Raw genomic sequence first — 26,662 nt, forward strand, 5'->3', positions numbered from 1 at the left:
CCCCTGACGGGTGGTCAGGGAAGGAGGAGCGGCTCGTAGTCGAACCGGTCGAAGTGGACGGTGCCTTCGGCGGCGTACATGCCGATGACCCGGCCGGTGAAGCCGCCGGCCACCTCGGTGGAGAGGTAGCGCCCGTCGAGGGCGGCGAGCACGGCGAAGGTGCCGTCGGGCTCCTCGACGCCGAGGATGACGTCGTCGGGGCCGGTGCGCGGGCCGCGCGTCGGCCGGGGGACGACGTCGACACCGAGCACCACGGCTCCGGAGGGCACCGGACGGGAGGCGACCTCGGTGCGCAGCGAGCCGATCCGGGCGAGGACCTTCACCTCGCCGTCGGCCGCCTCGATCTCGTAGTGGTGGTCCTCGTCCATGCGGACGGCGAGGCCGCCGCGGCCCCCGGCGGGGTCGATCAGGGTGCGGGCCCGGCAGCCGAGGTGCTGCTGGCGCCGGCCGACGAACACCACGTCGTTCTCGTCCAGGGAGGCGCCCGCGGCGCGCAGGGTGAGCCAGCCGGAGCGCTCCTTCGTGGTGCACAGGTGCTCGGGGCGCTCGCGCACCGAGATCCACTGGGGGTGGAGCTCGGCCTGGTCGAAGTCGTCCCGGGCGGGGACTGCGGGCGCGGGGTGCAACGGCCAGGAGGGGGTGGGCAGTTCGGTGGTGAGCGGGCCGACCACCGGCCAGCCGTCCACCCACGCGACCGGGGCGAGGAAGGTCTCCCGGCCGAGCACGTACCAGGCGGGGGTGCCGCCGCGCGGCCGGACGGCGAGCAGCACCATCCACCAGGAGCCGTCGGGGGCCTGGACGAGGTCGGCGTGCCCGGTGTTCTGGATGGGACTGTCGATGCCGCGGTGGGTCAGCACCGGGTTGGCCGGGCACGGCTCGAACGGGCCCGAGGGCGAGGGGCCGCGGGCGATGGAGACGGCGTGGCCGCGCTCGGTGCCGCCCTCGGCGATCATCAGGTACCAGTACGCGCCGATCCGGTACAGGTGCGGGGCCTCGGGGGCGGTGGCGCCGGGCGCGCCGGACCAGATCCGCTGCGGCTCGCCGATGGTCTCGCCGGTGGCCGGGTCGAGGCGGACCTGGGAGACGCCGGCGACGGTGCACCAGCAGGTGCCGTCCTCGTCCCAGGCGAGGTCCGGGTCGATGCCGTGGACGCCGGGCAGCCGGATCGGGTCGGACCAGGGGCCTGCCGGGTCGGTGGCGGTGAAGAGCAGGTTGCCGTCGCCGCTGACGTTGGTGACGATCAGCCAGAAGCGGCCGTCGTGGTGGCGCAGCGTCGGGGCGTAGATACCGCCGGAGGACGGGGACTCGCGCGGCAGGCGCAGCTGGCTCGGCCGGTCGAGGGCGTTGCCGATCTGCGTCCAGTTCACCAGGTCGCGGCTGTGGAAGACGGGGATGCCGGGGAAGTACTCGAAGCTGGAGCAGACGAGGTAGTAGTCGTCGCCCACGCGGCAGACGCTCGGGTCCGGGTGGAATCCGGGGATCACCGGGTTGGGGAGGGGGCCGGTCGGCTGGGGCTGGTCTGACACGTGGTCGGTTCCTTTCGGGGGTGCGGGTCGGGGGTGGTGCCCCGGGCCCTTGGCCCTGGAGAGGTCCGGGGCCCGGGGCACCACCGGCTCATCGGGTTCAGCCGATCGCGCAGGGGGCGCCGTTGAACCGGAAGGCGGAGGGGTTGGCGTCACTGCCGGACCAGGTGGCCTTGAAGGCCCACTGGACGCTGCCGCCCTGCGGGACGGAGGCGTTGTAGGACACCTCGGCGGGAGCGGTGGCGAGCTGCGGGGCGGCGTCGACCGACACCGACAGGGTGCTCGCGGTGACGGCGGGCGGTGCGGCGGCGGCGTGCGGCCCCGCGACGGCGATCGCGCCGGTGACCGCGAGAGACAGGGCCGCCGCGGCGGCTATGACGTGATCATGACACGAATGGGCTGACCATTTCACTGCGTCCTTCCAGTGGGGTGGGGGTGCGTGGCGTTCGAGTGGGGGAAACGAACTCCCGCGTTCTGGACGGCAGGAGCCCGGTGCGGCTGCCTGGGTCGGGCCCGGACGCGAAGCGTGTTCCGTGCGGATGCGGGCCGGCGCGGTGGGCCGCGCGCGGACACCTGGGGCATCGTCAATCCCTCCCGGTCGGATTCCTGGTGAGGCGCAGCAGGACGGCGGACGGGGCCGCCGGCAGGGTCAGGGTGAGTTCGGCGGTGTCCGGGTGCCAGAGGGCGCGGGCCTGGCTGGATGCCGGGTAGAGCACCTCGACGCGGACCTCGGCGCCGGCCAGGTGGGGCAGACCGAGCTCCCTGACGTTCTCCTCGCCGGAGCGGCGCCAGGCGGTGAGGTAGGTGGTGGCCGGGGTGTGCAGGGCCAGGGCGATCCACGGGTCCTCCCAGCCCGGGAGGCCGAGCGGCCAGGCGGGCAGCGCCTGCGGCAGGTCGGCGCGGATCGCCTTGTGGACGGCTACCGCCTCGTGCACCAAGTCCCTGGCCTGCGAGGACAGTTCGGTGAGCCGACCGGAGAGGTGGATGCGGCCGAGGAGCGCGTTGGCCATGGTCAGGGCGACCTCGTCGGGGGAGTCCCCGGGCAGCGGGTAGGCCCAGACGGCGCCCTGCTCGGGCGTGACGGCGGTGGGGGCCGACGCCGCGATCGGCGCGTAGCGCAGCAGGTCCTGCTGGTCGCTGGTGGACTGCAGCTGGAGCCGGGAGAGCAGGGCGTGGTCCATCCGCATGCCGCCGGAGGCGCAGTTCTCGATCACCAGGTCCGGGTGCCGGTCCAGGATGCCGTCGAGCCAGGCGAGGTGGGCCCGGTTGTGGCCGAGCAGGCCGGCCGCCGGTGCCTCTCCCGGGTGGCTGCTGGTGCCGGAGCCCGGGTCGGTGTTGTGGTCGAGCTTCAGGTAGCCGACGCCCCATTCGCCGACCAGGCGGTCCACCACGCGGTCCAGGTGGGCGCGGGCGGCGGGGTGTCGCAGATCCAGGTGGTACCGGCCACCGCCTTCCTCGACGCGCCGCCCGTCGCGGCGGAAGAAGGCCTCCTCCGGCAGGGATCCGGAGACCGGGCTGTCCACGCCGACCGCCTCCGGCTCCAGCCACAGGCCGGGGACCATGCCCCGCTCCCGGATCCGGTCCAGGACCTCGTGGATCCCCTTCGGCCCGGGGAACCGGGAGGCCGACGGCTCCCAGACCCCGACGGAGCTCCACCAGGTGCCGCCGTCGTCGTACCAGCCGGCGTCGACGACGAAGTACTCCGCGCCGGCCTCGGCGGCGGCGTCGACCAGGGGCAGTAGCTTCTCGGTGGTCGGATCGCCCATCAGGCAGTTCATGTAGTCGTTGAAGATCACCGGCAGCCGCCGGTGGTCGGGGTGCGGGCGTCGGGTGGCCCGGCGGTAGCGGGTCAGGGCGGCGAAGGCCCCGTCCGGGCCGCCGTCCGTGGCCAGTGCGAGCGCCACCGGCACGGTACGGAACTCGGCGCCCGGCTCCAGCGGGTGGCGCCAGCCGTGGTCGGCGTCGTTCGGGCCGTACAGCGCCGCGTACGCGGTGTCGTCGCGCACCCCGCACTCCCAGCGCCAGCCGCCGCCGTTGTGCTCGATCTGCCACAGCCAGGTACGGCCGGACGCGCGGTCCGTCAGGCCGCCCATCGGCAGGTGGCCGCAGCTGGACCACACGCCCTGACCGGCCACGACGCGGGTGCTGCGGCCGGAGGTGGTGTGGAAGCGGCCGCTCCGTTCGGGCGAGGACACCCGCAGCGGCTGGCGCTGCCAGCGGCATTCGGCGAACCACTCGTTCTCCGCCCACAGCAGGTCGGCGTCGTCCAGATCCACCGGGTCGCCCCCGGTGAGGCAGCCCGCCACGAGCGAGGCGACCGACTCCAGGTGCAGCGTCGCCGTCCCTTCGTTTCGCAGCAGCACCTCGCTGCGCAGCACCGGCAGGCCGGCCGGGGAGCGGTAGACCGCCTCGGCGGTCAAACCGGTCTCCGGGTCGTGGAGTTCGACGGTGAGCACGTGCCAGTCGCCGTCCCGGGTCGCCCGGTGCGCGCGGTGGCGCAGGCGCCCGCCGAGAACGGTGTTGACGAGGTGCCGGCCCGACCAGTAGCGGCCGAGAGCGGCGGTCGTCACCTCCACCAGCGGCAGCGGTACGGCGGGGCGGGGGGCGGTGGTCTTCTCGCCGGGGGCACCGATCCGGGTCAGGCGCGGAGTGTCGTGCTCGCCCAGGGTGATCTCCAGATCCAGGGCGTCGTGGCCCCAGCGGATCGTCTCGTGCAGGTCGCTCATGGTGGCCTTCCGGGATGAGGCGGGAGCTCAGTGAGCGTTCACAACGCGCGCAGGACGGCGCAGCCGCCGGCGGGCAGCCGGCTCACGGGGCCGCCGGTGAGCAGGTCGTGACCGGGCCGCGGCAGCGGGACGGGTTCGTCGAGGTGGTTGATCAGGACGTGCCAGGCGCGGCCGTCCGGGGCGTGCCGGGTGACGGCCTCGACGCCGGCCGGCAGGCCGGGCAGGTCCGGGCCGACCCCGGCCTCCGTGAGCAGCCGGCCGACCAGGGCGGTGTAGCCCGCGTCGTCCAGGCGGGTGGACAGGTACCAGCCGTGGCCGGATCCGAAGGCGTGGCGGGTGAGTGCCGGGCTGCCGTCGAGCATGCCGTGCGTGTAGGCGGCGAGCACCTCGGCGCCTTCGGCGCGCAGGGACTCGCTCCAGGAGGAGCCCGTCGAGCCGTCGGAGAGCGTGATCTCCTCGCCCTGCGCCAGCGGGCGGTGCTCTTCGACCCGGATGCCCAGCGCCTCGCGCAGCGGTGCGGCCGGGTAGCCGCCGAGCCGGGCGTGCAGGTGCTCGTCGACGATGCCGCCGAAGTGCTGGATCAGCAGGGTGCCGCCGCCCGCGACGTAGCGGCGCAGGTTCTCGGCGCCCGCGTCGGTGAGCAGGAACAGGGCGGGGGCGAGGACGACCCGGTAGCGGTTCAGGTCGTGCTCGGGGTGGGCGAAGTCGACCGTCAATCCGGCGTCCCACAGGGCCCGGTGAGCGCGGCGCAGCGCGGGGTGGTAGGCGAGCTCGCCGGACGGGAGGCCGTCGACGTTCAACGCCCACCAGGCGTCGGAGTCGTGCAGCACGGCGACGTCGGCCCGGACGGTGGAGCCGGCGAGCTCGCCGAGCCGGGCGATGGCCTCGCCGGCCGCCGTGACCTCGCGGAAGGTGCGGCTGTCGGGCCCGGCGTGCGGGACCATCGCCGAGTGCCACGTCTCGGCGCCGGCCCGGGACTGGCGCCACTGGAAGAACAGCGCGCCCTCCGAGCCGCGGGCGATGTGGACGAGTGAGTGGCGAAGGATGTCGCCCGGCTCCTTGGGGAGGATGCGGTCGCCGGCGTAGACGGTGTTGGTGCCCGATTCCATCAGCAGCCAGGGGGCGCCGCCGGCGAAGGAGCGGGCCCGGTCGGCGTCGAAGGCGGCGTGGGCGGCGGCGTCGATGCCGGGTGCGCTGGGGTAGTGGTTGACGGAGACCAGGTCGACCTCGCGGCCGAACGCCCACAGGTCCAGGTTCTGGTAGTCGGGCACCATGAGGTTGGTCGTCACCGGCCGGTCGCTGTGGGCGCGGATCGCGTCGCGCTGCTCGCGGTAGGCGGCGAGGGTCTCGTCGGACCAGAAGCGGCTGTAGTCCAGGACGTGGCCGGGGTTGTGGTGCCACTGGGTGGTGCGGGGCGGGAGGACCTGCTCCCACGAGGTGTAGTGCTGGCTCCAGAACGCCGTCCCCCAGGCCTCGTTGAGGGCGTCCAGGGAGCCGTGGCGGGCGCGCAGCCAGACCCGGAACGCGGCGGCGGTGTGGTCGCAGTGGCAGGGGGTGACGTACTCGTTGTGGACGTGCCACAGGGCCAGCGCCGGGTGGTCGCCGTAGCGTTCGGCGAGGGCGGCGGCGATGCGGCGGGCGGCCCGGCGGTAGGCGGGGGAGGTGAGGCAGTAGGTGTCCCGGCTGCCGTGGGTCAGGCGGGTGCCGTCGGGGCGGATGGTCAGGGCGTCCGGGTGGGCCAGGGTGAACCACGGCGGTGGGGAGGCGGTGGGGGTGGCCAGGTCGACGGCGACGCCGGCCGCGTGGAGCCGGTCGAGGTGGGCGTCGAGCCAGTCGAACTCGTAGCGGCCCTCTTCGGGCTCCATCAGGGCCCAGGAGAAGACGCCGACGGTGGCGAGGTTGACGCGCGCCCGGCGCATCAGTTCGTCGTCCTGCTTCCACACCTCGGCGTCCCACTGTTCGGGGTTGTAGTCCCCGCCGAAGGCGAGGCCGCCGAGGCGGTCGGTGAGCCGTTGCAGCTCCATCGGGGGAGCCGTCCTTCCGTGAGTGGTGTCAACTGCGGGGCGGGGCCGGGGCGGTGCTCTCGCGGACCACCAGTTCCGGGGGCATCAGCAGGAGCTGGTCCTGCGGCACGTCGCCCGCGGCGGTCGCGGCGATCCTCGCCATGACCTGCTCGACGGCGACCTGCCCGAGGTCCTTCTTCGGGCTGGTCACGGAGGTGAGCCGGGGTGAGTGCTGCTCGGCCATCGGGTTCGGGCAGATGGCGATGACGGAGGCGTCCTCCGGCACGGTCCGGCCGCTGGCGCGCAGCAGGCTCAGCAGCGGGCCGATCGCCGCCTCGTTCTGGACGACGAACCCGGTGGTGTCGGGCCGGTCGGCCAGGACGCGGGCCAGGGTGCCGGCGGTGCTCTCGTACGTGCCCTCGCAGGGCCGGTGGAGGAAGCGCAGGCCGCGCCGCTCGGCGCGGGCGCGGAAGCCCTTCAGGGTGCGCTCGGCGTAGCCGGCGTGGCGCCGGTAGACGCCGCTGCTGTAGCCGATGAAGGCGACGTCGCGGTGGCCGAGGTCGGCGAGGTGGTCGGCGCACAGGGCGCCGGCGGTGGCGAAGTCGTGGTCGACGCAGGAGAGTCCGGTGGGGTCGTCGGGCAGGCCGATGAGGGCGGCCGGGATGTCCTGGGCGCGCAGCACCGGGATGCGGTCGTCGTCGAGGCGGACGTCCATGAGGATGACGCCGTCGGCGAGTCCGGTGGCGGCGACCCGGCGGACGCCTTCGGGCCCTTCGTCGTTGGTGAGCAGCAGGACGTCGTAGCCGTGTTCGCGGGCGGCGACGGTGACGGCGATGGCGATCTCCATCATGGTGGGCACGTGCACCTCGGGGTGGAGCGGTACCACCAGGGCGATGATGTGCGAGCGCTTGCCGGCCAGGGCCCGGGCACCCGCATGCGGGTGGTAGCCGAGGTCGGTGATGGCCCTCTCGATGCGGGTCCTGGTCTCGTCGGAGATCGGGCGCTTGCCGCTGAGGGCGTAGCTGACCGTGCTGGACGAGACGCCGGCGTGCCTGGCCACATCGGCGAGTGTCACCATCGTTGGGATTCCTTCGTGTCGGTTCCGTTGAGGGCGTGTTCCCGGTCCGGTCGGGGCGCTCCGGGCCGGTGCGGACGGCTCAGCCCTTGATCGCGCCGGTGAGGACGCCGGTGCGCAGGTGCTTCTGTACGAACGGGTACACGATCACCAGTGGTACCAGGGTGAGGACCACGACCGCCATCTGCAGGGACAGCGGTGCGGTCTGGGTGTGGCTGTTCCCGAAGCCCGAGTTGAGGGAGCCGGGGAGGCCGTTGGCCCGGTTGACGTAGGTGAGCAGCACGTACTGCAGCGGCCACTTCTGACTGTCCGTCGGCATGTAGAGCATGACGTTGAAGAAGGAGTTCCAGTACCCGACGGCGTAGAACAGCGCGGTGACGGCGGTGACGGCGCGCGAGGTGGGCAGGACGACGGACCACAGGATGCGCCAGTCCCCGGCGCCGTCCATCCGGGCCGCGTCGATCAGCTCGGAGGAGGTCTCCTGGTAGAAGGCGCGCAGCACCAGGATGTTGAAGACGGAGACGGCACCCGGCAGGATCAGCGCCCACCACTGGCCGTAGCCGCCGAGGCCGGTGACGACCAGGAAGCTCGGGATCAGGCCGCCGCCGACGAACATCGTGACGATCAGCAGCAGCAGGACGAAGCGGTGTCCGAGGGAGCGCGGCCGGGAGAGGCCGTAGGCGCACAGGACGGACACGGCCATGGACAGCGCGGTGCCGGCCACGGTGATGCCCAGACTCACCCCCAGCGCGGTGACGATCGTGGGGTCGCTGAGCATCTGGCGGTACGTCTCGGTGGTCAGGCCGTCCGGCCAGATCACCAGCCCGCCGGCCCGGTTGATGGCGCCGGGGGTGGAGAAGCTGGTCAGGACGATGATCCAGAGCGGGACCAGGATGACGGCGAGCGTCCCGCCGAGCGTGAGCCCCTTGGCCGCCTGGCCGACGGCCGTCGGTGGCTCCTCCCAGGGCGGGCGGGCGGAGCGGGCCCGGCGCCGGGTGGCCGCCGCCGTGCGGCGCTTCTCGTGGCGGGAACCGATGGTGAGTGCGTTCGTCATTTCCTGTACAGCCCGTCCTCGCCGAAGGCGTGCGCCAGCTTGTTGGCACCCCAGATGAGCAGGAGGGAGACCACGCTCTTGAAGAGCCCGGCCGCCGCGCCGTAGCTGTAGCCGCCGGTGGCGATGCCGTAGTAGAAGGAGAAGGTGTCCAGGACGTCGGCGGCCTCGTGGCCGACGGCGTCGCGCTGGACCAGGAACTGCTCGAAGCCGACGGACAGCGCGTTGCCGAGGCGCAGGACCAGCATCAGCACGATCACTCCGCGCAGGCCCGGCAGCGTGATGTGCCACATCCGCCGCAACCGGCCGGCGCCGTCGGCGGCCGCGGCCTCGTACAGCTCGCTGTTGATGGCGCTCAGCGCGGCGAGGAAGACGATGATCCCCCAGCCCGCCTCCTTCCAGATCGCCTGTGAGGTGACCAGCAGGGCGAAGGTGTGCGGGTTGGTCATGATGTCCCAGGTGCCGATGTCGTGCTGGCGCAGGAACTGGTTGAGCACGCCGGCGCCGCCGAGCATCTGCTGGAAGATCGTGACCGCCAGCACCCAGGAGAAGAAGTGCGGCAGGTAGACCACGGACTGGAAGACGTTGCGGATCCGCTCGCTGACCACCGAGTTGAGCAGCAGGGCCAGGGCGATCGGGACGGGGAAGAAGAGGATCAGCTGGACGAAGCTCAGGTACAGCGTGTTCTGCATCGAGGCCCAGAACGCCGGGTCGCCGAACAGCTGCTGGAACTGGTCGAAGCCGACCCATTCGCTGTGCCAGACCCCGATCAGCGGGTCGTACTCCTGGAAGGCGGTGACGATGCCGAACAGCGGCACGTAGTTGAACACCAGGAGCAGGGCGACCGCGGGAACCGTCATCAGCAGGAGCGACTTGTCGCGCCGCAGCCTGATCCGCCAGTTGAGCCGCGCGGGGCGGGCCGGGCGCTTGGGGGCCGCGGTGCTCACTGACCGGAGCCGTACTTGTCGAGGACGTTGTCGGTCATCCACTGCTTGAGCCGTTCCCCGGGGCCGGAGCGCCAGCCGGCGATGGCGTCCTGCAACTCGGAGACCTTCTTCTTGCCGTGGTAGCAGTCCTTGAGGGTGTCGTTGACGCTCTGCGCTGCCCAGGCGGTGGCGATCGCCGACGGCATGCTGAAGTTCATGTTCCAGAAGGCTGGCTTGGTGAGGTACTTGACGTTGGCGCCGGACCAGGCCGCGTAGTCCCTGGTGACCTGCTCGCCGCCGGGGTTGCTGATCACGGAGGGGGCGGCGGCCAGGAACGGGTAGGTCGTCGCCTGGACGTCCTTCTTGCCCTCGTCGGTGAAGGTCGGTGTGCCGTTCACCCGGGTGTGGTGGACGCCCTCGACCCCGTAGGTGACCAGGGTGTACTCGGCCGTGCCGTAGGGGGCGGCGAGGTAGTTCGCGACGGCGAGCAGTTCCTCGATCTGCGCGGGCTTCAGCTTGGCGTTGAGGTAGCTGAGCATGCTGGCGCTGGAGCCCGTGTAGGTCACCGGTGTGCCCTTGCCGTCGGGGGTGATGCAGTTGAGCGCGCCGCGCCGGTAGTTCGGGTCCGCGGCGACGCCGGACTGGTGGTCGGACAGGTTCCAGGCGCCCAGTCCGCCGCCTCCGATGAGGCACTTGCCGCTGTAGAAGCGGGTGGCTCCGTTGGAGACGTCGCCGGCGAGCGTGTCCGGGTGCATGTAGCCCGAGTTGGCCAGGCGGTAGTGCCAGTCGACGGCCTCCAGGAACTCCTGGGTCTCGAACATGTGGACCAGTTTGCCGTTGTCGATCCGCCAGTTCATGGGGACGTTCCAGGTGAACTGGAGGTAGGTCCACACGTCGTCGAAGGCCCACACGCCCCGTTTGGCGTCGGTCAGTTCCTTGCCGAGGTTCATCAGGTCGTCGGCGGACTTGATCTGGTCGGCCGTGATCCCCCGGGCTTCGAGGATGTCCCGGCGGTAGAAGGTGGCACCGGGCATGCCGAAGCTGCTGGAGAAGCAGGGGATCCCGTAGAGCTTGTCGCCCCAGATCCCCATCTGCCAGGCGCCGGTGGGCAGGGCGGCCAGGTTGGGGTACTTCTTGATGTTGTCGCCGGACAGGTAGGGGGTCAGGTCCGCGAGCTGGGAGCCGGTCAGCCCGCCGGTGTTGAAGTTGGCGTTCCACCAGGAGGGCAGGTTGATCCAGTCCGGCAGCTTCTCGGCGGCGGTCATCGTGGGGACGATGGTGTTGTAGTTGATCCCGTCCGCCGGCTTCATGGTCAGCTCGACCCCGAGCGCCTTGTTCATCGCCTGGTAGAAGGAGTTGCCGACCGGTGGGGCCGTGCCCCACAGCGGGGTGACCGCCGTGTAGCTGCCGCCCTTGCCCGGGACGCCGGAGACGCTGGTGGGCGGGGAGGCCGGGTAGGAGAGGTAGGCCGGATCGGTCGCGACGTCGCCTGCGCCTTGGACGGGGGCCATGTCCGGCTTGACCGCGTTGGGGTTCGGCAGGTAGGTCGGCAGGGCGGCCTTCAGACCCTCCCTGCTGTTCGCCCCGCCCTTCTTGGTCGATCCGCCGCCGCAGGCGGACAGCAGGGGCGCCATCGCGGCGGCCCCCGCGACCGTGGCGGCGGTGGTCAGAAAGCTCCTGCGGTTCAATCCGGATCTCATGGTGGCGTAGCCCCTCTCCGTCGAAGCGCGGCCCAAGCGTCAAAGAGCGTCGAAGCGTCGAAGCGCTTGGATGTTTCGGTGACACTAACGACGCGTTACAGGTTGAGCAAGAGGGTGAACAAATCCAAAGTCGTTTGTGTTCTGGGGAGTTGACACAGTCGATGGCGCGTGTCAGCGTCGAAGCGCTTCGATCAACGATCTCCGAGCCGAACCCGCCGAGGGGTGTTCCACGTGAGTTCCGTGCCCGACTCCGCTACCGGTCTGCCCGGTTTCCGCAATCCCACGCTTCCCCTGCGGGAGCGCGTCGACGACCTGCTGAACCGGCTCACGATCGACGAACGGCTTGCGATGCTGCACCAGTACTCGCCGGCCGTCCCCCGCCTGGGAGTCGCCGCCTTCCGCACCGGCAGCGAGGGCCTGCACGGCGTCTCCTGGCTGGGGGTGGCGACCGTCTTCCCACAGGCCGTCGGCCTCGGCGCCAGCTGGGACGAGGACCTGGTGCGCGAGGTCGGCGAGGCGGTCTCCACCGAACTGCGGGCCTTCCACCTCCACCGCCCGCCGGCCGTCGGCAGCCCCGAGCGCGGGCCCAACTCCCTCCAGGCCTGGGCCCCCGTGCTCAACCTGCTGCGCGACCCGCGCTGGGGCCGCAACGAGGAGGGCTACTCCGAGGACCCGGTCCACACCGCGCGCATCGGTGGGGCGTTCTGCCGGGGCCTGACCGGCGATCACCCGGGCTACCTGCGGGCCGCCCCTGTGCTCAAGCACTTCCTCGCCTACAACAACGAGGACGACCGCTGCACCACCTCCTCCGCCCTGCGCCCGCGCGTGCTCCAGGAGTACGACCTCGCCGCCTTCCGGCCCGTCATCGCCTCGGGCGCCGCGACTGGCGCGATGGCCGCCTACAACCTGGTCAACGGCCGCCCCTGCCACGTGAGTCCGCTGATCGAGGCGGAGCTGCGCCGCTGGGCCCGGCCGACCGGGCACGAGCTGTTCGTGGTCAGCGACGCCGAGGCCCCCTCCAACCTGGTCGACCCGGAGCACTACTTCGACGACCACGCCGAGTCCCACGCGGCCGCGCTCAAGGCCGGCATCGACAGCTTCACCGACCACGGCGAGGACACCGAGACCGTGGTCGGCCGACTGCGCGAGGCGCTGGAACGCGGCCTGATCGAGGAGGCCGACGTGGACCGCGCCGTCCGCCGTCAGCTCGAAGTGCGCTTGCGCCTCGGCGAGTTCGACCCCGAGCTGGACCCGTACGCCGCCATCGGCCCGGAGGTGATCGACTGCGCCGAGCACCGCGTGCTGGCCCGGAAGGCCGCGGTCGAGTCGGCCGTCCTGCTCAAGAACGACGGCCTGCTGCCGCTCGACCCCGCCCGCACACCGCGGATCGCCGTCATCGGCCCGCTCGCCGACGCGCTCTTCGAGGACTGGTACAGCGGCACCATGCCGTACCGGGTCGGCCTGGCCACCGGCCTCGCCGCGGCCCTCGCCCCGCACGGCGGAGAGATCGTCCGGGTGGAGGGCTGCGACCGGATCGCCCTGCGCTCGCGCACCACTGGTGACCGGCTCGGCAAGACCTCCTTCGACGTGACCGACTGGGGCGGCGGCGCCTCCACGCTGCGCGCCGTCGACACCGGCCGCTACCTGGCCCTCCAGGACGACGAGGGCCTGGCCGCCGACCAGGACGTCATCAAGGCCTGGTTCGTCAAGGAGACCTTCCGCCTCGAACCGGCCGGCGAGGACACCGTGCTGCTGCGCAACGTGTTCACCGGCCGCTACGCCGCCGTGGATCCGACCGACGGCCGCGTGACGGTCACCGCCGAGACCCCGGACGCCGCCGAGCGCTGGCAGCGCGAGCTGCTGCACGACGGCCGCGCCGAGGCGCGCGAAGCCGCCGCGGCGGCTGACGCCGCCGTCGTCGTCCTCGGCAACCACCCGATGATCAACGGCCGCGAGACCGAGGACCGCGCCGACATCCGCCTGCCCGAGGGCCAGGAGGCCCTGCTGCGCGCCGTCGCCGAAGCCCGCCCGCAGACGGCACTGGTGCTGATGAGCAGCTACCCCTACGCCGTCGACTGGGCCGACGAGCACCTGCCCGCCGTGGTGTGGACCTCCCACGGCGGGCAGGAAACAGGACACGCGCTGGCCGCCGTGCTGCTCGGCGAGGCCGAGCCCACCGGCCGGCTGCCGCAGACCTGGTACCGGGGCGACGACCCGCTGCCCGCCCCGCTCGACTACGACATCATCAAGGCCGGCTGGACCTACCAGTACCACCAGGGCGCCGCCCTCTACCCCTTCGGCCACGGGCTGTCCTACACCGACATCGCCTACCGCGACCCGCGACTGTCGCAGCCGTCGATCGGCCAGGACGGCGCGGTCGACCTCACCGTCACCGTGCAGAACCGCGGCCGGCGATCCGGTGGCGACGTCGTCCAGGTCTACGTCCGCGCCCTGGACGCCCGCTACGCGGCGCCGCGGCTGCGCCTGGCCGACTTCCGCAAGGTCCGCCTGGAGCCGGGGGAGACCCGCGAACTGACGTTCCGACTGCCGGCCGAGCGGTTCGCCCACTGGGACGTCGCCACGGGCGCCTTCGCCGTCGACCCCGGCGCCTACCAGGTCGTCGTGGCGCGGTCGGCCGAGGACGAGGTCCTCGTCACGCCGCTCACCGTGACCGGGGCGGCGCCCGCTGCCCGCGCCGTGGTCGGACGGAGCGTCCGGGCCGTCGACTTCGACGACCACACGGACATCACCATCGTCGACGCCACCCGCGCCGACGGCGACGCCGTCACGCCCACCGATTCGGGGCAGCCCGCGACGCTCCTGTTCCGCGCCTCGGACGTGTCGGGGGCCGTCCGGGTCGAGGTCGAGACCGCCCGCGCGGACGACGCGAACGGCGCTGCCCGGCTGGAGGTCCGGGTCGGCGCGCGGCTGCTGGCCGACATCGCCGTGCCCGTGACCGGTGACCGCTACGCCTGGACGGGCACCACCGCCGAACTCGCCGCCCCGCTCGACGGCGTGCACGACGTGAGCCTGACCCTGCACGGCGACTTCCGGCTCACCGAGTTCCGCTTCGGCGCGGCCGACTAGAGCCTGTCCGGCGGCCCGTCCGGAGGGGAGACGGGCCGCCACCCGTTCCGGACCGGCTCATCGCCCAGCCGATCGCGCCCGTCACCCGGGCGCCGACCCACCGTCACCAACCGCCCGGAGGCGGCCAGCAGGTCGCTCCTCACGCCCCGCCACCTCACCTCGAACTCGCAACACCCGGAGGAATCCCCCATGCCCGTCACCGACTTCGGTGCAGACGAACTCGCCGGCTACCGGCCCGAGTCGATCGCCCCGCAGGACTTCGACGAGTTCTGGCGGCGCACCCTCGCCGAGGCCCGCTCGCCCGGCGGCGCGGTCAAGGCCGAACGCGTCACCGCGCAGTACGGCCTGCGCACCGTCGAGGTCGACGACGTGCGCTTCCCCGGCTGGAACGGCGAGCCGGTGGCCGCCTGGCTGCTGCGACCGCGCGGGGTGGACGGGCCGCTGCCCGTCGTCGTCGGCTACCAGGGGTACAGCGGCGGTCGCGGGTTGCCCACCGAGCACCTGTTCTGGTCCGCCGCCGGCTACGCCCAGCTCGTGGTCGACAGCAGGGGCCAGGGCCACGACACCCCGGACCGGGCTACGGGCGACGGCACCCAGTGGGTCGGGGGCTTCATGACCAAGGGCATCGACTCCCCGGAGAACCACTACTACCGGCGGCTGATGACCGACTGCGTGCGCGCCGTCGACGCCGTCGCGCAGCTGCCCGGTCTCGACGCCGACCGGATCGTCGTGGCCGGCGGCAGCCAGGGCGGCGGCCTGTCCCTCGCCGTCGCCGGGCTCAGCGGGGACCGGGTGGCCGCCGTGCTGCCGGACGTCCCGTTCCTGTGCCACTACCGCGAGGGCGCGCAGACCTCCCTGGACGGCCCCTACCAGGAGCTCGTCAGCTACCTGCGCTGGCACAGTCGGGAGCGCGTGCAGCCGACCTTCGCCACCCTCGCCTACTTCGACGGCGTCCACTTCGCCCAGCGGGCCACCGCCCCGGCCCTGTTCAGCGTCGGCCTGATGGACCCGGTCTGCCCGCCCCGGACGGTCTACGCCGCCTTCAACCACTACGCGGGCGAGGACCGCACCATGACGGTGTGGCCGTTCGCCGACCACGCCGGCGGCTGCGGCTCCAACCCGCCCGTCCAGCTGGCCTGGCTGCGCGAGCGCGGGCTGGCACCGGAGCAGTGAGCACCGTGCCCTCCGGCGCCGGGACACCCGTGACCTCCCCGGCCTTCCCGGACCTGCCTGCCGGCTTCCGCTTCGGCGCCGCCACCGCCGCCTACCAGATCGAGGGCGCCCACGACGAGGACGGCCGCGGCCCCTCCATCTGGGACACCTTCAGCCACAGCCCGGGCCGCACCCTCGACGGCGCCACCGGCGACACCGCCTGCGACCACTACCACCGCTACCCCGAGGACGTCGCCCTGCTGCGCGGACTCGGCATCGACGACTACCGCTTCTCGATCTCCTGGTCACGCCTGCTGCCCGGCGGCACCGGCCCGGTCAACCCCAAGGGCCTGGACTTCTACGACCGGCTGATCGACGAACTGCTGGCCGCCGGGATCGCGCCCACCGCCACCCTGTACCACTGGGACCTGCCCCAGGCCCTGGAGACCCCGTCGAACAGCGGCTCCGCCACGGGGGGCGGCTGGCGCGTGCGGGAGACCGCCGAGGCCTTCGCCGAGTACGCGAACGTCGCCGCCGACCGCTACGGGGACCGGGTCGAGCGCTGGATCACCCTCAACGAGCCGTTCTGCTCCGCCTTCGTCGGCTACGCCGAGGGCCGGCACGCGCCCGGTGCCCGGGAGGGCCGCGGCGCCCTGGCGGCCGCCCACCACCTGCTGGTCGCCCACGGCCTGGCCGTCCGGGAGCTGCGCGCCGCCGGCGCCCGTGAGGTCGGCATCGCGCTCAACCTCGACCGGCTGCACGCCGCCTCGGACCGGCCCGAGGACCTTGCCGCCCTGCGCCGGGCCGAGGTCCTGCACAACGAGGTCTGGACCGAGCCGCTGTTCGCCGGGCGCTACCCCGAGCACGAGGCCGAGACCTGGGCGGGGCTCGCGGACGGCCCGTGGCGACGCCCGGGGGACCTGCAACTGATCGGCGAGCCGCTGGACTTCGTCGGCATCAACTTCTACCGGCCGGTCACCATCGCGGCCGCCCCGCACCGCCAGGCCGACCCCGAACGGCGCACCGCCACGGACATCGGCGTCGAGGAGACCGACCCGTACGGCACCCGGCTCACCACCATGGGCTGGCCCGTCGTCCCGTCCGCGTTCACCGAGCTTCTGACCGGACTCCACTCCCGCTACCCACAGCTGCCGCCGGTCTGGATCACCGAGAACGGCTCCGCCGAGACGGACAGCGTCACCCCCGACGGCCGGGTCCACGACCCGGAACGGATCGACTACCTGGCCCGCCACCTCGGCGCCGTCGCCGACGCCATCGCAGCCGGCGTCGACGCGCGCGGCTACTACCTCTGGTCCCTGCTGGACAACTTCGAGTGGGCCCGCGGCTACGCGCAGCGCTTCGGCCTGGTCCACGTCGACTACGCAACCCTGACCCGAACCCCCAAGGACAGCTACCACTGGTACCGGGGCCTGATCACCGCGCACCGCGCGCGGACGGAGGAAACTGCCCGATGAAGTTCACCGACGGCTACTGGCTGATGCGCCCGGGCGTCACCGCGCGCTACGCCGCCGAGGTCGCCGACGTCCGCACCGGCGAGGACCGGATGACCCTCTACGCGCCCGTGAAGCACGTGCGCGGCCGCGGTGACACGCTCAACAGCCCGCTGCTGACCGTGGAGTGCTGGTCCCCCGCCGAGGGTGTGATCGGGGTGCGCACCACCCACCACGCCGGTTCGGTGCGGGGCGGACCCGAGTTCGCGCTGCCCGGCGCCGAGCAGGGCAGCGGGAAGGTGCGCCGGGACGGCGACGTCGTGGAGCTCTGCGCCGGCGAACTGACGCTGCGGGTGGACACCTCCCGGCCCTGGCAGCTGGAGTTCCGCGTCGGCGACCGGGTGCTCACCTCGGTGGGGGAGCGAGGCACCGGTTTCGTCACCGATGCCGACGGCCGGCACCACATGCTCGGACAGCTCTCGCTGGGCGTCGGCGAGCTGGTCTACGGCCTGGGAGAGCGGTTCACCCCGTTCGTCCGCAACGGCCAGGTGGTGGACATCTGGCAGGCGGACGGCGGCACCAGCAGTGAACAGGCCTACAAGAACGTCCCGTTCCACCTGACCAACCGGGGCTACGGCGTCTTCGTCAACCACCCCGGCAAGGTCGGCTACGAGGTCGGCTCCGAGTCCGTAGGCCAGGTGCAGTTCAGCGTCGAGGACCAGTCGCTGGAGTACTTCGTCGTCCACGGCCCGAGCCCCAAGGCGATCCTGGAACGCTACACCGCGCTCACCGGCCGCCCGGCGCTGCCCCCGGCCTGGGCGCTCGGCCTGTGGCTGACCACCTCCTTCACCACCGAGTACGACGAGGCCACCGTCAACCGCTTCGTCGGCGGCATGGCCGAACGCGGCATCCCGCTGAGCGTGTTCCACTTCGACTGCTTCTGGATGCGCGGGTACCAGTGGAGCGACTTCCGCTGGGACCCGGACACCTTCCCGGATCCGGCCGGCATGCTCGCCAGGCTCAAGGAGCAGGGGCTGCGCATCTGCCTGTGGATCAATCCGTACATCGCCCAGAAGTCCGAGCTGTTCGCCGAGGGCATGCGCGAGGGCCACCTGGTGCGGCGCCCGGACGGCAGCGTCTGGCAGTGGGACCTGTGGCAGCCGGGCATGGCCCTGGTGGACTTCACCAACCCCGCCGCCACCGCCTGGTACACCGACAAGCTGCGCGCCCTGCTGGACGTCGGTGTCGACTGCTTCAAGACCGACTTCGGCGAGCGCATCCCCACCGACGTGGTCTGGCACGACGGTTCCGACCCCGAGCGGATGCACAACTACTACACGCAGCTGTACAACCGGGCGGTGTTCGAACTGCTCCGCGAGGAGCGCGGGGAGGGGGAGGCGCTGCTGTTCGCCCGCTCCGCGACCGCGGGCGGCCAGCAGTACCCGGTGCACTGGGGCGGCGACTGCGAGTCGCACTTCAACGCCATGGCGGAGTCGCTGCGCGGGGGGCTCTCCCTCGGCCTGTCCGGCTTCGGCTTCTGGAGCCACGACATCGGCGGCTTCGAGGGCACCCCGACCCCGGCCGTCTTCAAGCGCTGGACCCAGTTCGGCCTGCTCTCCTCGCACAGCCGGCTGCACGGCAGCAAGTCGTACCGGGTGCCGTGGGAGTTCGGTGACGAGGCGGTCGAGGTCACCCGCGAGTTCACCCTGCTCAAGCACCGGCTCGCGCCCTACCTCCAGCGGGCCGCCCAGCAGGCGCACGCCACCGGTGTGCCGGTGATGCGCGCGATGGTGCTGGAGTTCCCCGACGACCCGGCCGCCGCCACGCTCGACCGGCAGTACCTGCTCGGCGACGACCTGCTCGTCGCGCCCGTCTTCACCGAGGACGGCACGGTCGAGTACTACGTGCCCGAGGGGGTGTGGACCAACGTCCTCACGGGCGATCAGGTCACCGGCCCGCGCTGGGTGCGCGAACAGCACGGCTTCCACACCCTGCCGCTGCTCGCCCGCCCCGACTCCGTCGTCCCGCTCGGGGCGGACGACCAGCGCCCGGTCTCCGCCTGGGCCGAGGGCGTCGAACTGCGGGTGCACGCCTTCGCCGACGGCGCCGAGCGCACCGTGCTGATCCCGCGCAACGACGGCCCCGGCGAGAGCGCCCGCTTCCACCTGCGCCGCACCGGCGACCGGATCCGGGTGACCACCGACAGCCCGCACCCCTGGCAGCTGCGGATCGGCGGCCCGGACGGCGCGCTGCACGTCAGCCCGGCCGGCACCCGGGAAGCCGAACTGCCCTACTCGGCCTGAGCCCGGCCCCGACGCGAGGTCACGCGCCACCGCAAGCCGTGGCGCGTGACCTCGACCGCTACCCCGAGGGACCGTCCGTCCATGCGCGATGTCTTGACGGTGTCCTGACGGCTGGCCATAGTGATGCCCGTTGCGGCACGGGAGGTGTCCGTGCCGTCCTCACGCGCGCCTCTTCCCGGCCGGAATTGTTAGCGCTAACAAAACTCGGGAGCCGCCCCTGGACCTGACGGGCGGCACCCCGAGCCGGGTCCGGTGGCCACGGACGGAGCCGAACCGGACCGCTCGCTCCACACCCACCCCGTGAAGGAGTTCTTCATGATCAAATCGTCGATCCGCAGGGCCAGGCGGGCCCTCCTCGCAGTCGGTGCGACCGCCGCGCTCGCCGCCGGCCTGCTCACCGCCGCGGCCGGGACGTCGCAGGCGGCCACCCAGGGGCCGTGCGACCTCTACGCCGCCGGCAACACGCCCTGCGTGGCCGCGCACAGCACCACCCGGGCCCTGTACGGCGCGTACAACGGCCCGCTGTACCAGGTCAGGCGCGCCTCCGACAACGCGACCAGGGACATCGGCCTGCTGAGCACCGGCGGCTACGCCGACGCCGCCGCGCAGGACTCCTTCTGCGCCGGCACCAGTTGCGTCATCACCGTCCTCTACGACCAGTCCGGCAAGGGCAACCACCTCACCCAGGCGCCGGCCGGCGGGGCGGCCGGCGGGCCGGACAACCTCGCCAACGCCGTCGAGGCGCCGGTCACCGTCGGCGGGCACAAGGCGTACGGCGTCTACGTCGCCCCAGGGACCGGCTACCGCAACAACCACACCAACGGCATCGCCACCGGCGACCAGCCCGAGGGCATGTACGCCATCTTCGACGGCACACACTTCAACGGCGGCTGCTGCTTCGACTACGGCAACGCCGAGACCAACAACCTGGACACCGGCAACGGCCACATGGAGGCCCTCTACTTCGGCAACAACAAGGTCTGGGGCTCGGGCAGCGGTTCCGGCCCGTGGGTGATGGCCGACCAGGAGAACGGCCTGTTCTCCGGCGTCAACCCCCGCTACAACGCCAACGACCCCACCGTCACCAACCGGTTCCTGACCGCCATGCTCAAGGGCGGGCCGAACCAGTGGGCCCTGCGCGGGGGCGACGCCCAGGCGGGCGGCCTGTCCACCTTCTACAACGGTGTGCGCCCCAACGCCACCGGCTACAACCCGATGCACAAGGAAGGCGCGATCATCCTCGGCATCGGCGGTGACAACAGCAAGGGGGCCCAAGGCACCTTCTACGAAGGGGTCATGACCCAGGGCTACCCGTCGGACGCCACCGAGAACGCCGTCCAGGCCAACATCACCGCCGCCGGTTACCACAGCGGCTCGACCGGCACCGGCACGCTGACGCCCGGCTCCCGGATCTCCCTGCAGGCCACCACGGCGCCCTGCTGCACCTCGCACTACCTGCGCCACGACGACGCCGACAACAAGGTCGTCATCTCCGGCACGAACTCCTCCAGCTCCGCCACCGACAAGGCCGACGCCACCTGGATCGTCCGCGCCGGCCTGGCCAACAGCTCCTGCCTGTCCTTCGAGTCCGCCAACAACCCCGGGCAGTTCCTGCACCACTACAACTACGAGCTCTACCTGGACTTCGACAACGGCGTCGGCTCCTTCGCCCAGGACGCCACGTTCTGCCCCACCGCGGGCAACAGCGGGACCGGCACCTCCTTCCAGTCCGTCAACTTCCCGACGAAGTACCTCCGGCACTACAACTACACGGCCTACATCGCGAGCAACGGCGGCTCCAACAGCTGGGACAGCAGTGCCAGCTGGGCCGCCGACACCAGCTGGCTGATCGCCCAGCCCTGGGGCTGATCCACCGGGGCAGCACCACCGCACACCGGCCCGCCACCGCCTCGCCGGCGGTGGCGGGCCCGGCTCGCGCCGGAGGAGCCGGAAACCGGCAGTGACACCACCCGACCGACCCCAGGAGCAGAGGAACCGACCCTTGTCCTACAGCATCCGTACGGGCGCCCTGGAACGGCACACCGCCGCAGAGATCCTCCGCATCGAGCCCTGGGGACCGGACGCCGTCCGGGTGCGGGCCTCGTCCGGGACCATCGACCCCACCGCCCCCGGTGCGCTGGAGAATCCGCGGCCCACCCCGCACGCCGAAGTGTCCGTGTCGGAGGACGGCAGTGCCCGCCTGGTCAACGGCAGCATCGCCGTCGAGGCCTCGGCGGACGGCCGGCTGAGATTCCGCCACGCCGTCTCGGGCCGCGAACTCCTCGCCGAGCGCAGCCCGCACGCGCTCCACACCGGCTCCCGCGTCCACGCGGCCGGCGGCCGGACGGAGCAGTCCTTCGAGGCCTACGACGGTGAGCGGCTGCACGGCCTGGGGCAGCACCTGCACGGGCGCCTGGACCAGAAGGGCTGTGTGATCGACCTCGTCCAGCGCAACACCGTCGCCGCCGTCCCCTTCCTGCACTCCTCGCGCGGCTACGGACTGCTCTGGAACAACCCCGCCACCGGCCGCGTCGAACTGGGCGCCGACACCACCCGGTGGACCGCCGACGGAGGCGGGCGCATCGACTACTGGATCACCGCCGGTGACACCCCGGCCCGGATCCTGGACTCCTACACCCGGGCCACCGGCCGCCCGCCCCTGCTGCCCGCATGGGCCTCGGGCTTCTGGCAGTCGAAGCTGCGGTACCGCACCCAGGACGAACTCCTCACCGTCGCCCGGGAGTACAAGGAACGCGGACTTTCGCTGTCCGTCATCGTCTGCGACTTCTTCCACTGGCCGAGGATGGGTGACTGGCGCTTCGAGGAGAGCGAGTGGCCCGACCCCGCCGCCATGGTCAAGGAACTGTCGGACCTCGGCGTGAAGCTCGCCGTCTCGGTGTGGCCCACCGTCGAGCCCGACAGCGACGCGTACGACGCGCTGCGCTCGGCCGGACACCTCGTCCGGGACACCGGCGGCGGTCTGCTCACCTTCCCGTGGCCGTCCCGGTACGGCAGGGAAGCGCTGATCCGCCCGATGGCCTACTACGACGCCACCCACCCCGGAGCGCGCGCCGCGCTGTGGCAGCGACTGAACGACAACTACCGTTCTCTGGGCGTGGCCTGCTTCTGGCTGGACGCCTGCGAACCCGACGTTCCCCCGGACCTCGCCGAGCGCGCCGTCTACGCGGCCGGGCCCGCCGCCGAGGCCGCGAACCTCTACCCGCTGGAGCACGCCCGCGCGGTGGCCGACGGCCTGCGTGCGGAGGGCGAGGACCGGCCGCTGTCCCTGGTGCGGTCCGCCTGGGCGGGCAGCCAGAAGCACGGGGCCCTGCTGTGGTCCGGCGACATCCCCACGACCTTCGACTCCCTCGGGCGTCAGATCCGGGCCGGGCTGAACGTCGCGATGAGCGGCATCCCGTGGTGGAACACGGACATCGGCGGCTTCTTCGGCGGCGACCCGGACGATCCGGCCTACCGTGAGCTGCTGATCCGATGGTTCCAGTACGGCACCTTCAGCCCGGTCATGCGGCTGCACGGGGACCGCGAACCCAACCACCCCACCTTCGCCACGGACATGACCGGCGGGCCGAACGAGGTCTGGTCGTACGGGGAGCAGGCGTACGGCATCCTCCGCGACCACCTGTCGCTGCGCGAACGCCTGCGCCCGTACCTGCACGGCCTGTCCGAGGACGCCCACCGCACCGGCGCGCCGCCCATGCGCCCGCTGTTCTTCGACTTCCCCGAGGACGAACACGCGTGGGAGGTGGACGACCAGTTCCTGCTCGGCCCCGACCTGCTGGTGGCACCCGTGTACGAGGCCGGTGTCCGGGCCCGCCGGGTGTACCTGCCCTCCGGCACCCGCTGGTGCGACCCGGCCACCGGCCTCGTGTTGGACGGCGGAACGACGCTCGACGCCGAGGCCCCGCTGGAGCGCCTCCCGGTCTTCGCCCGGGAAGGCGCCGAGGTCGCTACCCGGCTGACATCTCCCGAGGCCTGACGGAGGAGGCCGGAACCCGGCGGACCACGGCACATCGGTCCGCCCCGACGGCAGGGTCCTGCTCCTGCGGTCGGGGCGGGGAGCCCGGCGGTGGGCGGAGGACTACTTCTGCGAGGCCGAGGGCTGCGCCTGCGCCTCGACCACCATGGCCTGCCCGGGCTGGTTGGCCAGGCCCGGGGCCGCGAGGCCGACTCGGGCGAGGTACCGGCCGGTGACGGTGAGTGGGCTCGCCCGTCGTGCCCAGGCGGGCCAGGTGTGCTCGGGGGAGGAGAGTTCGGGGCGCACCCGCAGGACGTAGTGGCTCTCGGGGTCCAGGCCCGGGAGGCGTACGGGCGCGCCGTTCTCGGCGACGGAGGTCTCCAGCTGGACGTACGCGAAGACGGCGTGGGTCCGGTCCCGCGAGACGACGCCGTGCACCCAGGCGGCAGGGTCGGGGTGGTCGGTGCGGACGACGTCGCCGCCGTGGAGCAGCGGGCGCAGCTGCTTGTAGGCGTCGACCCACGCGGTGAGCGCGGTCAGGTCGTCCTGCGACCAGTTCGAGAGGTCGGATTCGATGCCGGCGTGTCCGAACAGGGCGGTGGCGCAGCGGAAGGCGAGCGTGGTGTCGCGGTGGCTGATGTGGGCGGGGGCGGAACCGATGTGGGAGCCGATCAGCTCGTGGGGCAGGAGCAGCCCGGTCCAGCGCTGGATGGCCTGGCGTTCGATCGGGTCGATGTTGTCCGATCCCCAGATCCGGTCGGTGCGTTCGAGGATGCCGAGGTCGGCGCGGGCCCCGCCGGAGGAGCAGGACTCGATCTCCAGCCGGGGGTGGCGGCCGCGCAGTTCGTCCAGGAGCCGGTAGACGGCCGTGGTCTGCGCGTGCACGCCGGGTCGGCCGTCGTGGACGGCGTCGGCGAGGTCGCGGTTGTGGTCCCACTTGATGTAGTCGATGCCCACGTCCCCGACGAGGGTGCTGATCCGCTCCAGCAGGTAGGCGTGGGCGTCGGGGTGCGCGACGTCCAGGACGTGCTGGCTGCGCTGCTCGAAGGGGAGGCGGTCGGGGTCGGCGAGGAGCCAGTCGGGGTGGGCGCGGGCCAGGTCGGAGTCGGGGTTGACCATCTCGGGCTCGAACCAGAGGCCGAACTGCATGCCGAGCCCGTGGACGTGGTCGGCGAGCGGGCGGAGTCCGTCGGGCCACACCTTCTCGTCGACGTACCAGTCGCCGAGGCCGGCCCGGTCGTGGCGGCGGTGCCGGAACCAGCCGTCGTCCACGACGAAGCGTTCCACGCCGACCGCCGCCGCGGTGGTCGCGAGGGCGCGTACCCGTGCGGGGTCGTGGTCGAAGTAGACCGCCTCCCAGGTGTTCATGGTGACCGGCCGGGCGGTGGCCGGGTGCTGTGGCCGGGCCCGGAGCATGTCGTGGAACCCTCGGCTGATTCCGTCCAGACCCGTGCCGGAGGTCGCGAAGTACACCCACGGGGTCCGGTAGGACTCGCCCTGCGCCAGCCGGATCTCACCGGCGTCCAGCAGTTCGCCGCCGCCGAGGACCGTCGTCCCGTCGGGCAGCCGCTCCGCGTACTGGACGTGGTTGCCGCTCCACGCGGGGTGCACGCCCCAGACCTCGCCGTGCCGGAAGCCGAAGCCCTCGCTGCCGGCGAGCAGCAGCCCGGCGTCGAAGCCCGTGCGGCCGCGCCGGTTCTCCCTCGACCAGATGCCCTGCCGCAGCGGGGAGCGCTGCGGGGAGCGCTCACGGGCCCAGCGGCCGGCGAAGTCCAGCAGTTCCGCGGCGTGGGCGGGGATCGGCACCACGCACGCCAGCACGTCCAGGGTGTAGGTGTCCGTCGCCGTGTTGGTCAGGGTGTGGCGCAGCCGCACCACGCCCTGTTCCGTCATCTGCAGCTCGGTGTCCAGCGCGAGCCCCGCGCCGGAGTCCAGGGCCCGCACGTGGATGGTGCCGCCCCGGCCGTCCTGGGCGCGTACGGCGAGCGGTTCGGCGAGCTCGAAGCGTGTCGGGCGGACCCGGCCGTCTCGGTGCCCGGCGAGGGCCGGACGTCCGAACCAGCCCCAGCCCCGCCCCTGAGAGGGCATCAGGCTGCCGGTCTGGTGGCGCGAGGTTCGGCCCATGGCGTCGAGCACCTGCGCGGCGTCGTCGGCGCGGAAGCCGGGATCGACGCCCCAGTGCAGCACCCGGGGCAGCTCAAGTCCGGTGGCGTCGAGCGCGAGGGCCGTACCACCGGCCGACAGCACGACGAGATTCGCCTCAGTCAATTCGTCCTCGTTCGGGGGATGGGATGCACGCGCCTGTTCGTTCCGTCAGGGAGTTCGGTCAGCGCTCACACATGCCCTTGTCCGGCCCGTCCGCCGGTTCGGGCTACCTTCGTCGGCGGGTCGGTTCCGTACCCCCGCCCGACGGAGTGCACTCCAAGAGATAGCACGTTCGCCCTCGCACTGAACATCCCATGGCCAGGAACAGACGCAGAAGGGTTGATGACGGCGCGTCAGGTTCCCGGGGGGCCCGGTGGTTGGTCGAAAGTACCGCGTCAGCTGACCCGAAGACCGACGGCCAAGGTCAGCTCAAGGACCCGGTGTGGCGACGCCAGATCCGGAAACAGCTCCCGCAGCTGCGACATCCGGTAGCGGACTGTCTGGGGATGGACGAACAACGCCGCCGCCACCTCCTCCCGCCTGCCCTGGTGCAGCAGCCACGCCCGTAGCGTCTCCTCCAACCGCTGCGCGGTCGCGTCGGGCAAGGTCCGCAACGGTGCGAGGGCTCGGGCACGCAGGTCCGCGAACGCGTCCGCGTCGGCGCTCAGCACCAGCTCGGGCAGGTGGTCCTCGGTGTCGCGGATGTCAGCGGAGAGGGAGCGCGCGCGTACGGCTCGTGCGTACGAGGCGGACGCACGGGTCCACGGCCGGGTCGGCCCGACCACGGCGGTGCGGTCGGTCAGCTGCCGCAGGAGGCGCGATCGGTCGGCATCGGGAACGAGCAGCACACCGGTGGCGTCCGGCAGATCGTCGAGGATCAGGGTGCTCGGGTCGAGCGCGCGGTAGGCAGGCCGGGCCTGGACCGCGGGCAGCAGGACCACGGTCAGCGAAACCGGCGGCTGCCATCCGGCCCGTTGGGCAGAGGCCATCAGTACGTCCGGGTTGGCGCCGGCGAGGAGGTCGCGGGCCAGGTGTTCCAGATGGCGCTCGTGGGCCCTGCCCCGGGCGGCCAGTTCGTCGGCGTGGCCCGCGGCGCTCGCGGCGGAGAGCTCGTCGATGTAGGCGAAGGTCAGCTCGGCGAACTTGGCGACCTCGGCGGCGGGCAGACCCGCGGGTACGGCTCCCGCCGCCAGGCATCGCCAGGCCACGCGGGCGCCGACGCGGTAGGCGCTGAGCAGGGCGTCCATCGAACGGCCGTCGCGCACCTCGCCGCGACCCAGCTCGTAGGCCGCGTCACCGGCGTCGCCGCCTGTGGCGTTCCCGCTCGCCAGGTCCAGGTAGTGCCCCAGTGCAGTGCGGACGGCCCGGCGGATGGTGCCGCCCATGGGACCCGAAAGGGCATTGGCGTAGGGAGGGACCTCGTCGATGATCGCCTGGACGACCTCGTCGGCGGTGGTCGTCAGCGCGGCCCTGAGTGCTGTGACCGTCGTCTCATCCAGGGCCAGTCTGCTGGCCCTCCGGATTGCATGGCTCACGTTTTTGTT

At 72.4% G+C, this 26,662-nt stretch carries 16 protein-coding genes; 6 read left to right on the top strand and 10 right to left on the bottom strand.

All coding sequences use genetic code 11. The annotated features are described in order from the left end of the window. Window positions 1–14: 14 nt before the first annotated feature. The 8 genes from CRP52_RS31750 to CRP52_RS31780 form a co-directional block, all read right to left on the bottom strand. Window positions 15–1,526 carry a glycoside hydrolase family 43 protein gene (locus CRP52_RS31750; protein WP_097239539.1) on the bottom strand — a complete coding sequence of 504 codons (1,512 nt, stop codon included), beginning with the start codon at window positions 1,524–1,526 and terminating at the stop codon, window positions 15–17. 97 nt (window positions 1,527–1,623) lie between these two features. Next, the gene (locus CRP52_RS38610; protein ID WP_179852991.1) at window positions 1,624–1,935 is read right to left on the bottom strand and encodes a cellulose binding domain-containing protein; all 312 of its coding nucleotides are present in this window, start codon (window positions 1,933–1,935) and stop codon (window positions 1,624–1,626) included. A gap of 172 nt (window positions 1,936–2,107) precedes the next feature. Beyond that, window positions 2,108–4,249: an alpha-galactosidase gene (locus tag CRP52_RS31755; protein WP_097239540.1), complete on the bottom strand. Its 2,142-nt coding sequence runs from the start codon at window positions 4,247–4,249 to the stop codon at window positions 2,108–2,110. A gap of 38 nt (window positions 4,250–4,287) precedes the next feature. Beyond that, window positions 4,288–6,273 carry a beta-galactosidase gene (locus CRP52_RS31760; RefSeq protein WP_097239541.1) on the bottom strand — a complete coding sequence of 662 codons (1,986 nt, stop codon included), beginning with the start codon at window positions 6,271–6,273 and terminating at the stop codon, window positions 4,288–4,290. A 28-nt stretch (window positions 6,274–6,301) separates the two neighbouring features. Beyond that, on the bottom strand, window positions 6,302–7,330 hold the full coding sequence (locus CRP52_RS31765) for a LacI family DNA-binding transcriptional regulator (protein ID WP_097239542.1): 1,029 nt from the start codon (window positions 7,328–7,330) through the stop codon (window positions 6,302–6,304). A 79-nt stretch (window positions 7,331–7,409) separates the two neighbouring features. Beyond that, entirely contained in the window at window positions 7,410–8,381 is a 972-nt protein-coding gene (locus CRP52_RS31770; protein ID WP_097239543.1) for a carbohydrate ABC transporter permease, read from the bottom strand. Beyond that, a complete protein-coding gene (locus CRP52_RS31775; protein ID WP_373560538.1) occupies window positions 8,378–9,367 on the bottom strand; it encodes an ABC transporter permease in 990 nt (329 codons plus the stop codon). Before CRP52_RS31775 ends, CRP52_RS31770 begins: the two co-directional genes overlap by 4 nt. Beyond that, entirely contained in the window at window positions 9,322–10,992 is a 1,671-nt protein-coding gene (locus CRP52_RS31780) for a Tat pathway signal sequence domain protein (protein ID WP_097239544.1), read from the bottom strand. Before CRP52_RS31780 ends, CRP52_RS31775 begins: the two co-directional genes overlap by 46 nt. A 252-nt stretch (window positions 10,993–11,244) precedes the next feature. On the opposite strand from CRP52_RS31780, the gene CRP52_RS31785 reads away from it, so the two are divergent. The 6 genes from CRP52_RS31785 to CRP52_RS31815 all read left to right on the top strand — a co-directional run bounded on the left by CRP52_RS31785 (window position 11,245) and on the right by CRP52_RS31815 (window position 22,994). Then, window positions 11,245–14,091, top strand: a complete 2,847-nt coding sequence (locus CRP52_RS31785; protein WP_441349068.1) for a glycoside hydrolase family 3 C-terminal domain-containing protein — start codon at window positions 11,245–11,247, stop codon at window positions 14,089–14,091. 189 nt (window positions 14,092–14,280) lie between these two features. Then, window positions 14,281–15,264 carry an acetylxylan esterase gene (locus CRP52_RS31795; RefSeq protein ID WP_097239546.1) on the top strand — a complete coding sequence of 328 codons (984 nt, stop codon included), beginning with the start codon at window positions 14,281–14,283 and terminating at the stop codon, window positions 15,262–15,264. Further along, on the top strand, window positions 15,261–16,718 hold the full coding sequence (locus CRP52_RS31800) for a GH1 family beta-glucosidase (RefSeq protein ID WP_373560539.1): 1,458 nt from the start codon (window positions 15,261–15,263) through the stop codon (window positions 16,716–16,718). The genes CRP52_RS31795 and CRP52_RS31800 overlap by 4 nt, the downstream gene beginning before the upstream one ends. Further along, window positions 16,715–18,997, top strand: a complete 2,283-nt coding sequence (yicI, locus tag CRP52_RS31805) for an alpha-xylosidase (RefSeq protein ID WP_097239547.1) — start codon at window positions 16,715–16,717, stop codon at window positions 18,995–18,997. Before CRP52_RS31800 ends, yicI begins: the two co-directional genes overlap by 4 nt. 315 nt (window positions 18,998–19,312) lie before the next feature. Continuing rightward, window positions 19,313–20,866, top strand: coding sequence for an alpha-L-arabinofuranosidase B (locus CRP52_RS31810; protein WP_097240500.1), 1,554 nt, complete (start codon window positions 19,313–19,315; stop codon window positions 20,864–20,866). Window positions 20,867–20,999: 133 nt separating this feature from the next. Next, window positions 21,000–22,994, top strand: a complete 1,995-nt coding sequence (locus CRP52_RS31815; RefSeq protein WP_097239548.1) for a glycoside hydrolase family 31 protein — start codon at window positions 21,000–21,002, stop codon at window positions 22,992–22,994. Window positions 22,995–23,096: 102 nt separating this feature from the next. On the opposite strand, the gene CRP52_RS31820 is transcribed toward CRP52_RS31815, so the two are convergent. Then, a complete protein-coding gene (locus CRP52_RS31820; RefSeq protein ID WP_097239549.1) occupies window positions 23,097–25,241 on the bottom strand; it encodes an alpha-galactosidase in 2,145 nt (714 codons plus the stop codon). Between the two features lie 272 nt (window positions 25,242–25,513). After that, window positions 25,514–26,653, bottom strand: coding sequence for a PucR family transcriptional regulator (locus tag CRP52_RS31825; protein ID WP_097239550.1), 1,140 nt, complete (start codon window positions 26,651–26,653; stop codon window positions 25,514–25,516). Window positions 26,654–26,662 lie beyond the last annotated feature (9 nt).

This window comes from Streptomyces sp. 1331.2 (assembly GCF_900199205.1).
GTDB lineage: Bacteria > Actinomycetota > Actinomycetes > Streptomycetales > Streptomycetaceae > Kitasatospora.

Excerpts from the sequence above, each read along its gene's own strand:
- CRP52_RS31760 (WP_097239541.1), bottom strand. The coding sequence starts at position 6,273 with ATGGAGCTGCAACGGCTCACCGACCGCCTCGGCGGCCTCGCCTTCGGC.
- CRP52_RS31765 (WP_097239542.1), bottom strand. The coding sequence starts at position 7,330 with ATGGTGACACTCGCCGATGTGGCCAGGCACGCCGGCGTCTCGTCCAGC.
- CRP52_RS31810 (WP_097240500.1), top strand. The coding sequence starts at position 19,313 with ATGATCAAATCGTCGATCCGCAGGGCCAGGCGGGCCCTCCTCGCAGTC.
- CRP52_RS31795 (WP_097239546.1), top strand. The coding sequence starts at position 14,281 with ATGCCCGTCACCGACTTCGGTGCAGACGAACTCGCCGGCTACCGGCCC.
- CRP52_RS31755 (WP_097239540.1), bottom strand. The coding sequence starts at position 4,249 with ATGAGCGACCTGCACGAGACGATCCGCTGGGGCCACGACGCCCTGGAT.
- yicI (WP_097239547.1), top strand. The coding sequence starts at position 16,715 with ATGAAGTTCACCGACGGCTACTGGCTGATGCGCCCGGGCGTCACCGCG.
- CRP52_RS31770 (WP_097239543.1), bottom strand. The coding sequence starts at position 8,381 with ATGACGAACGCACTCACCATCGGTTCCCGCCACGAGAAGCGCCGCACG.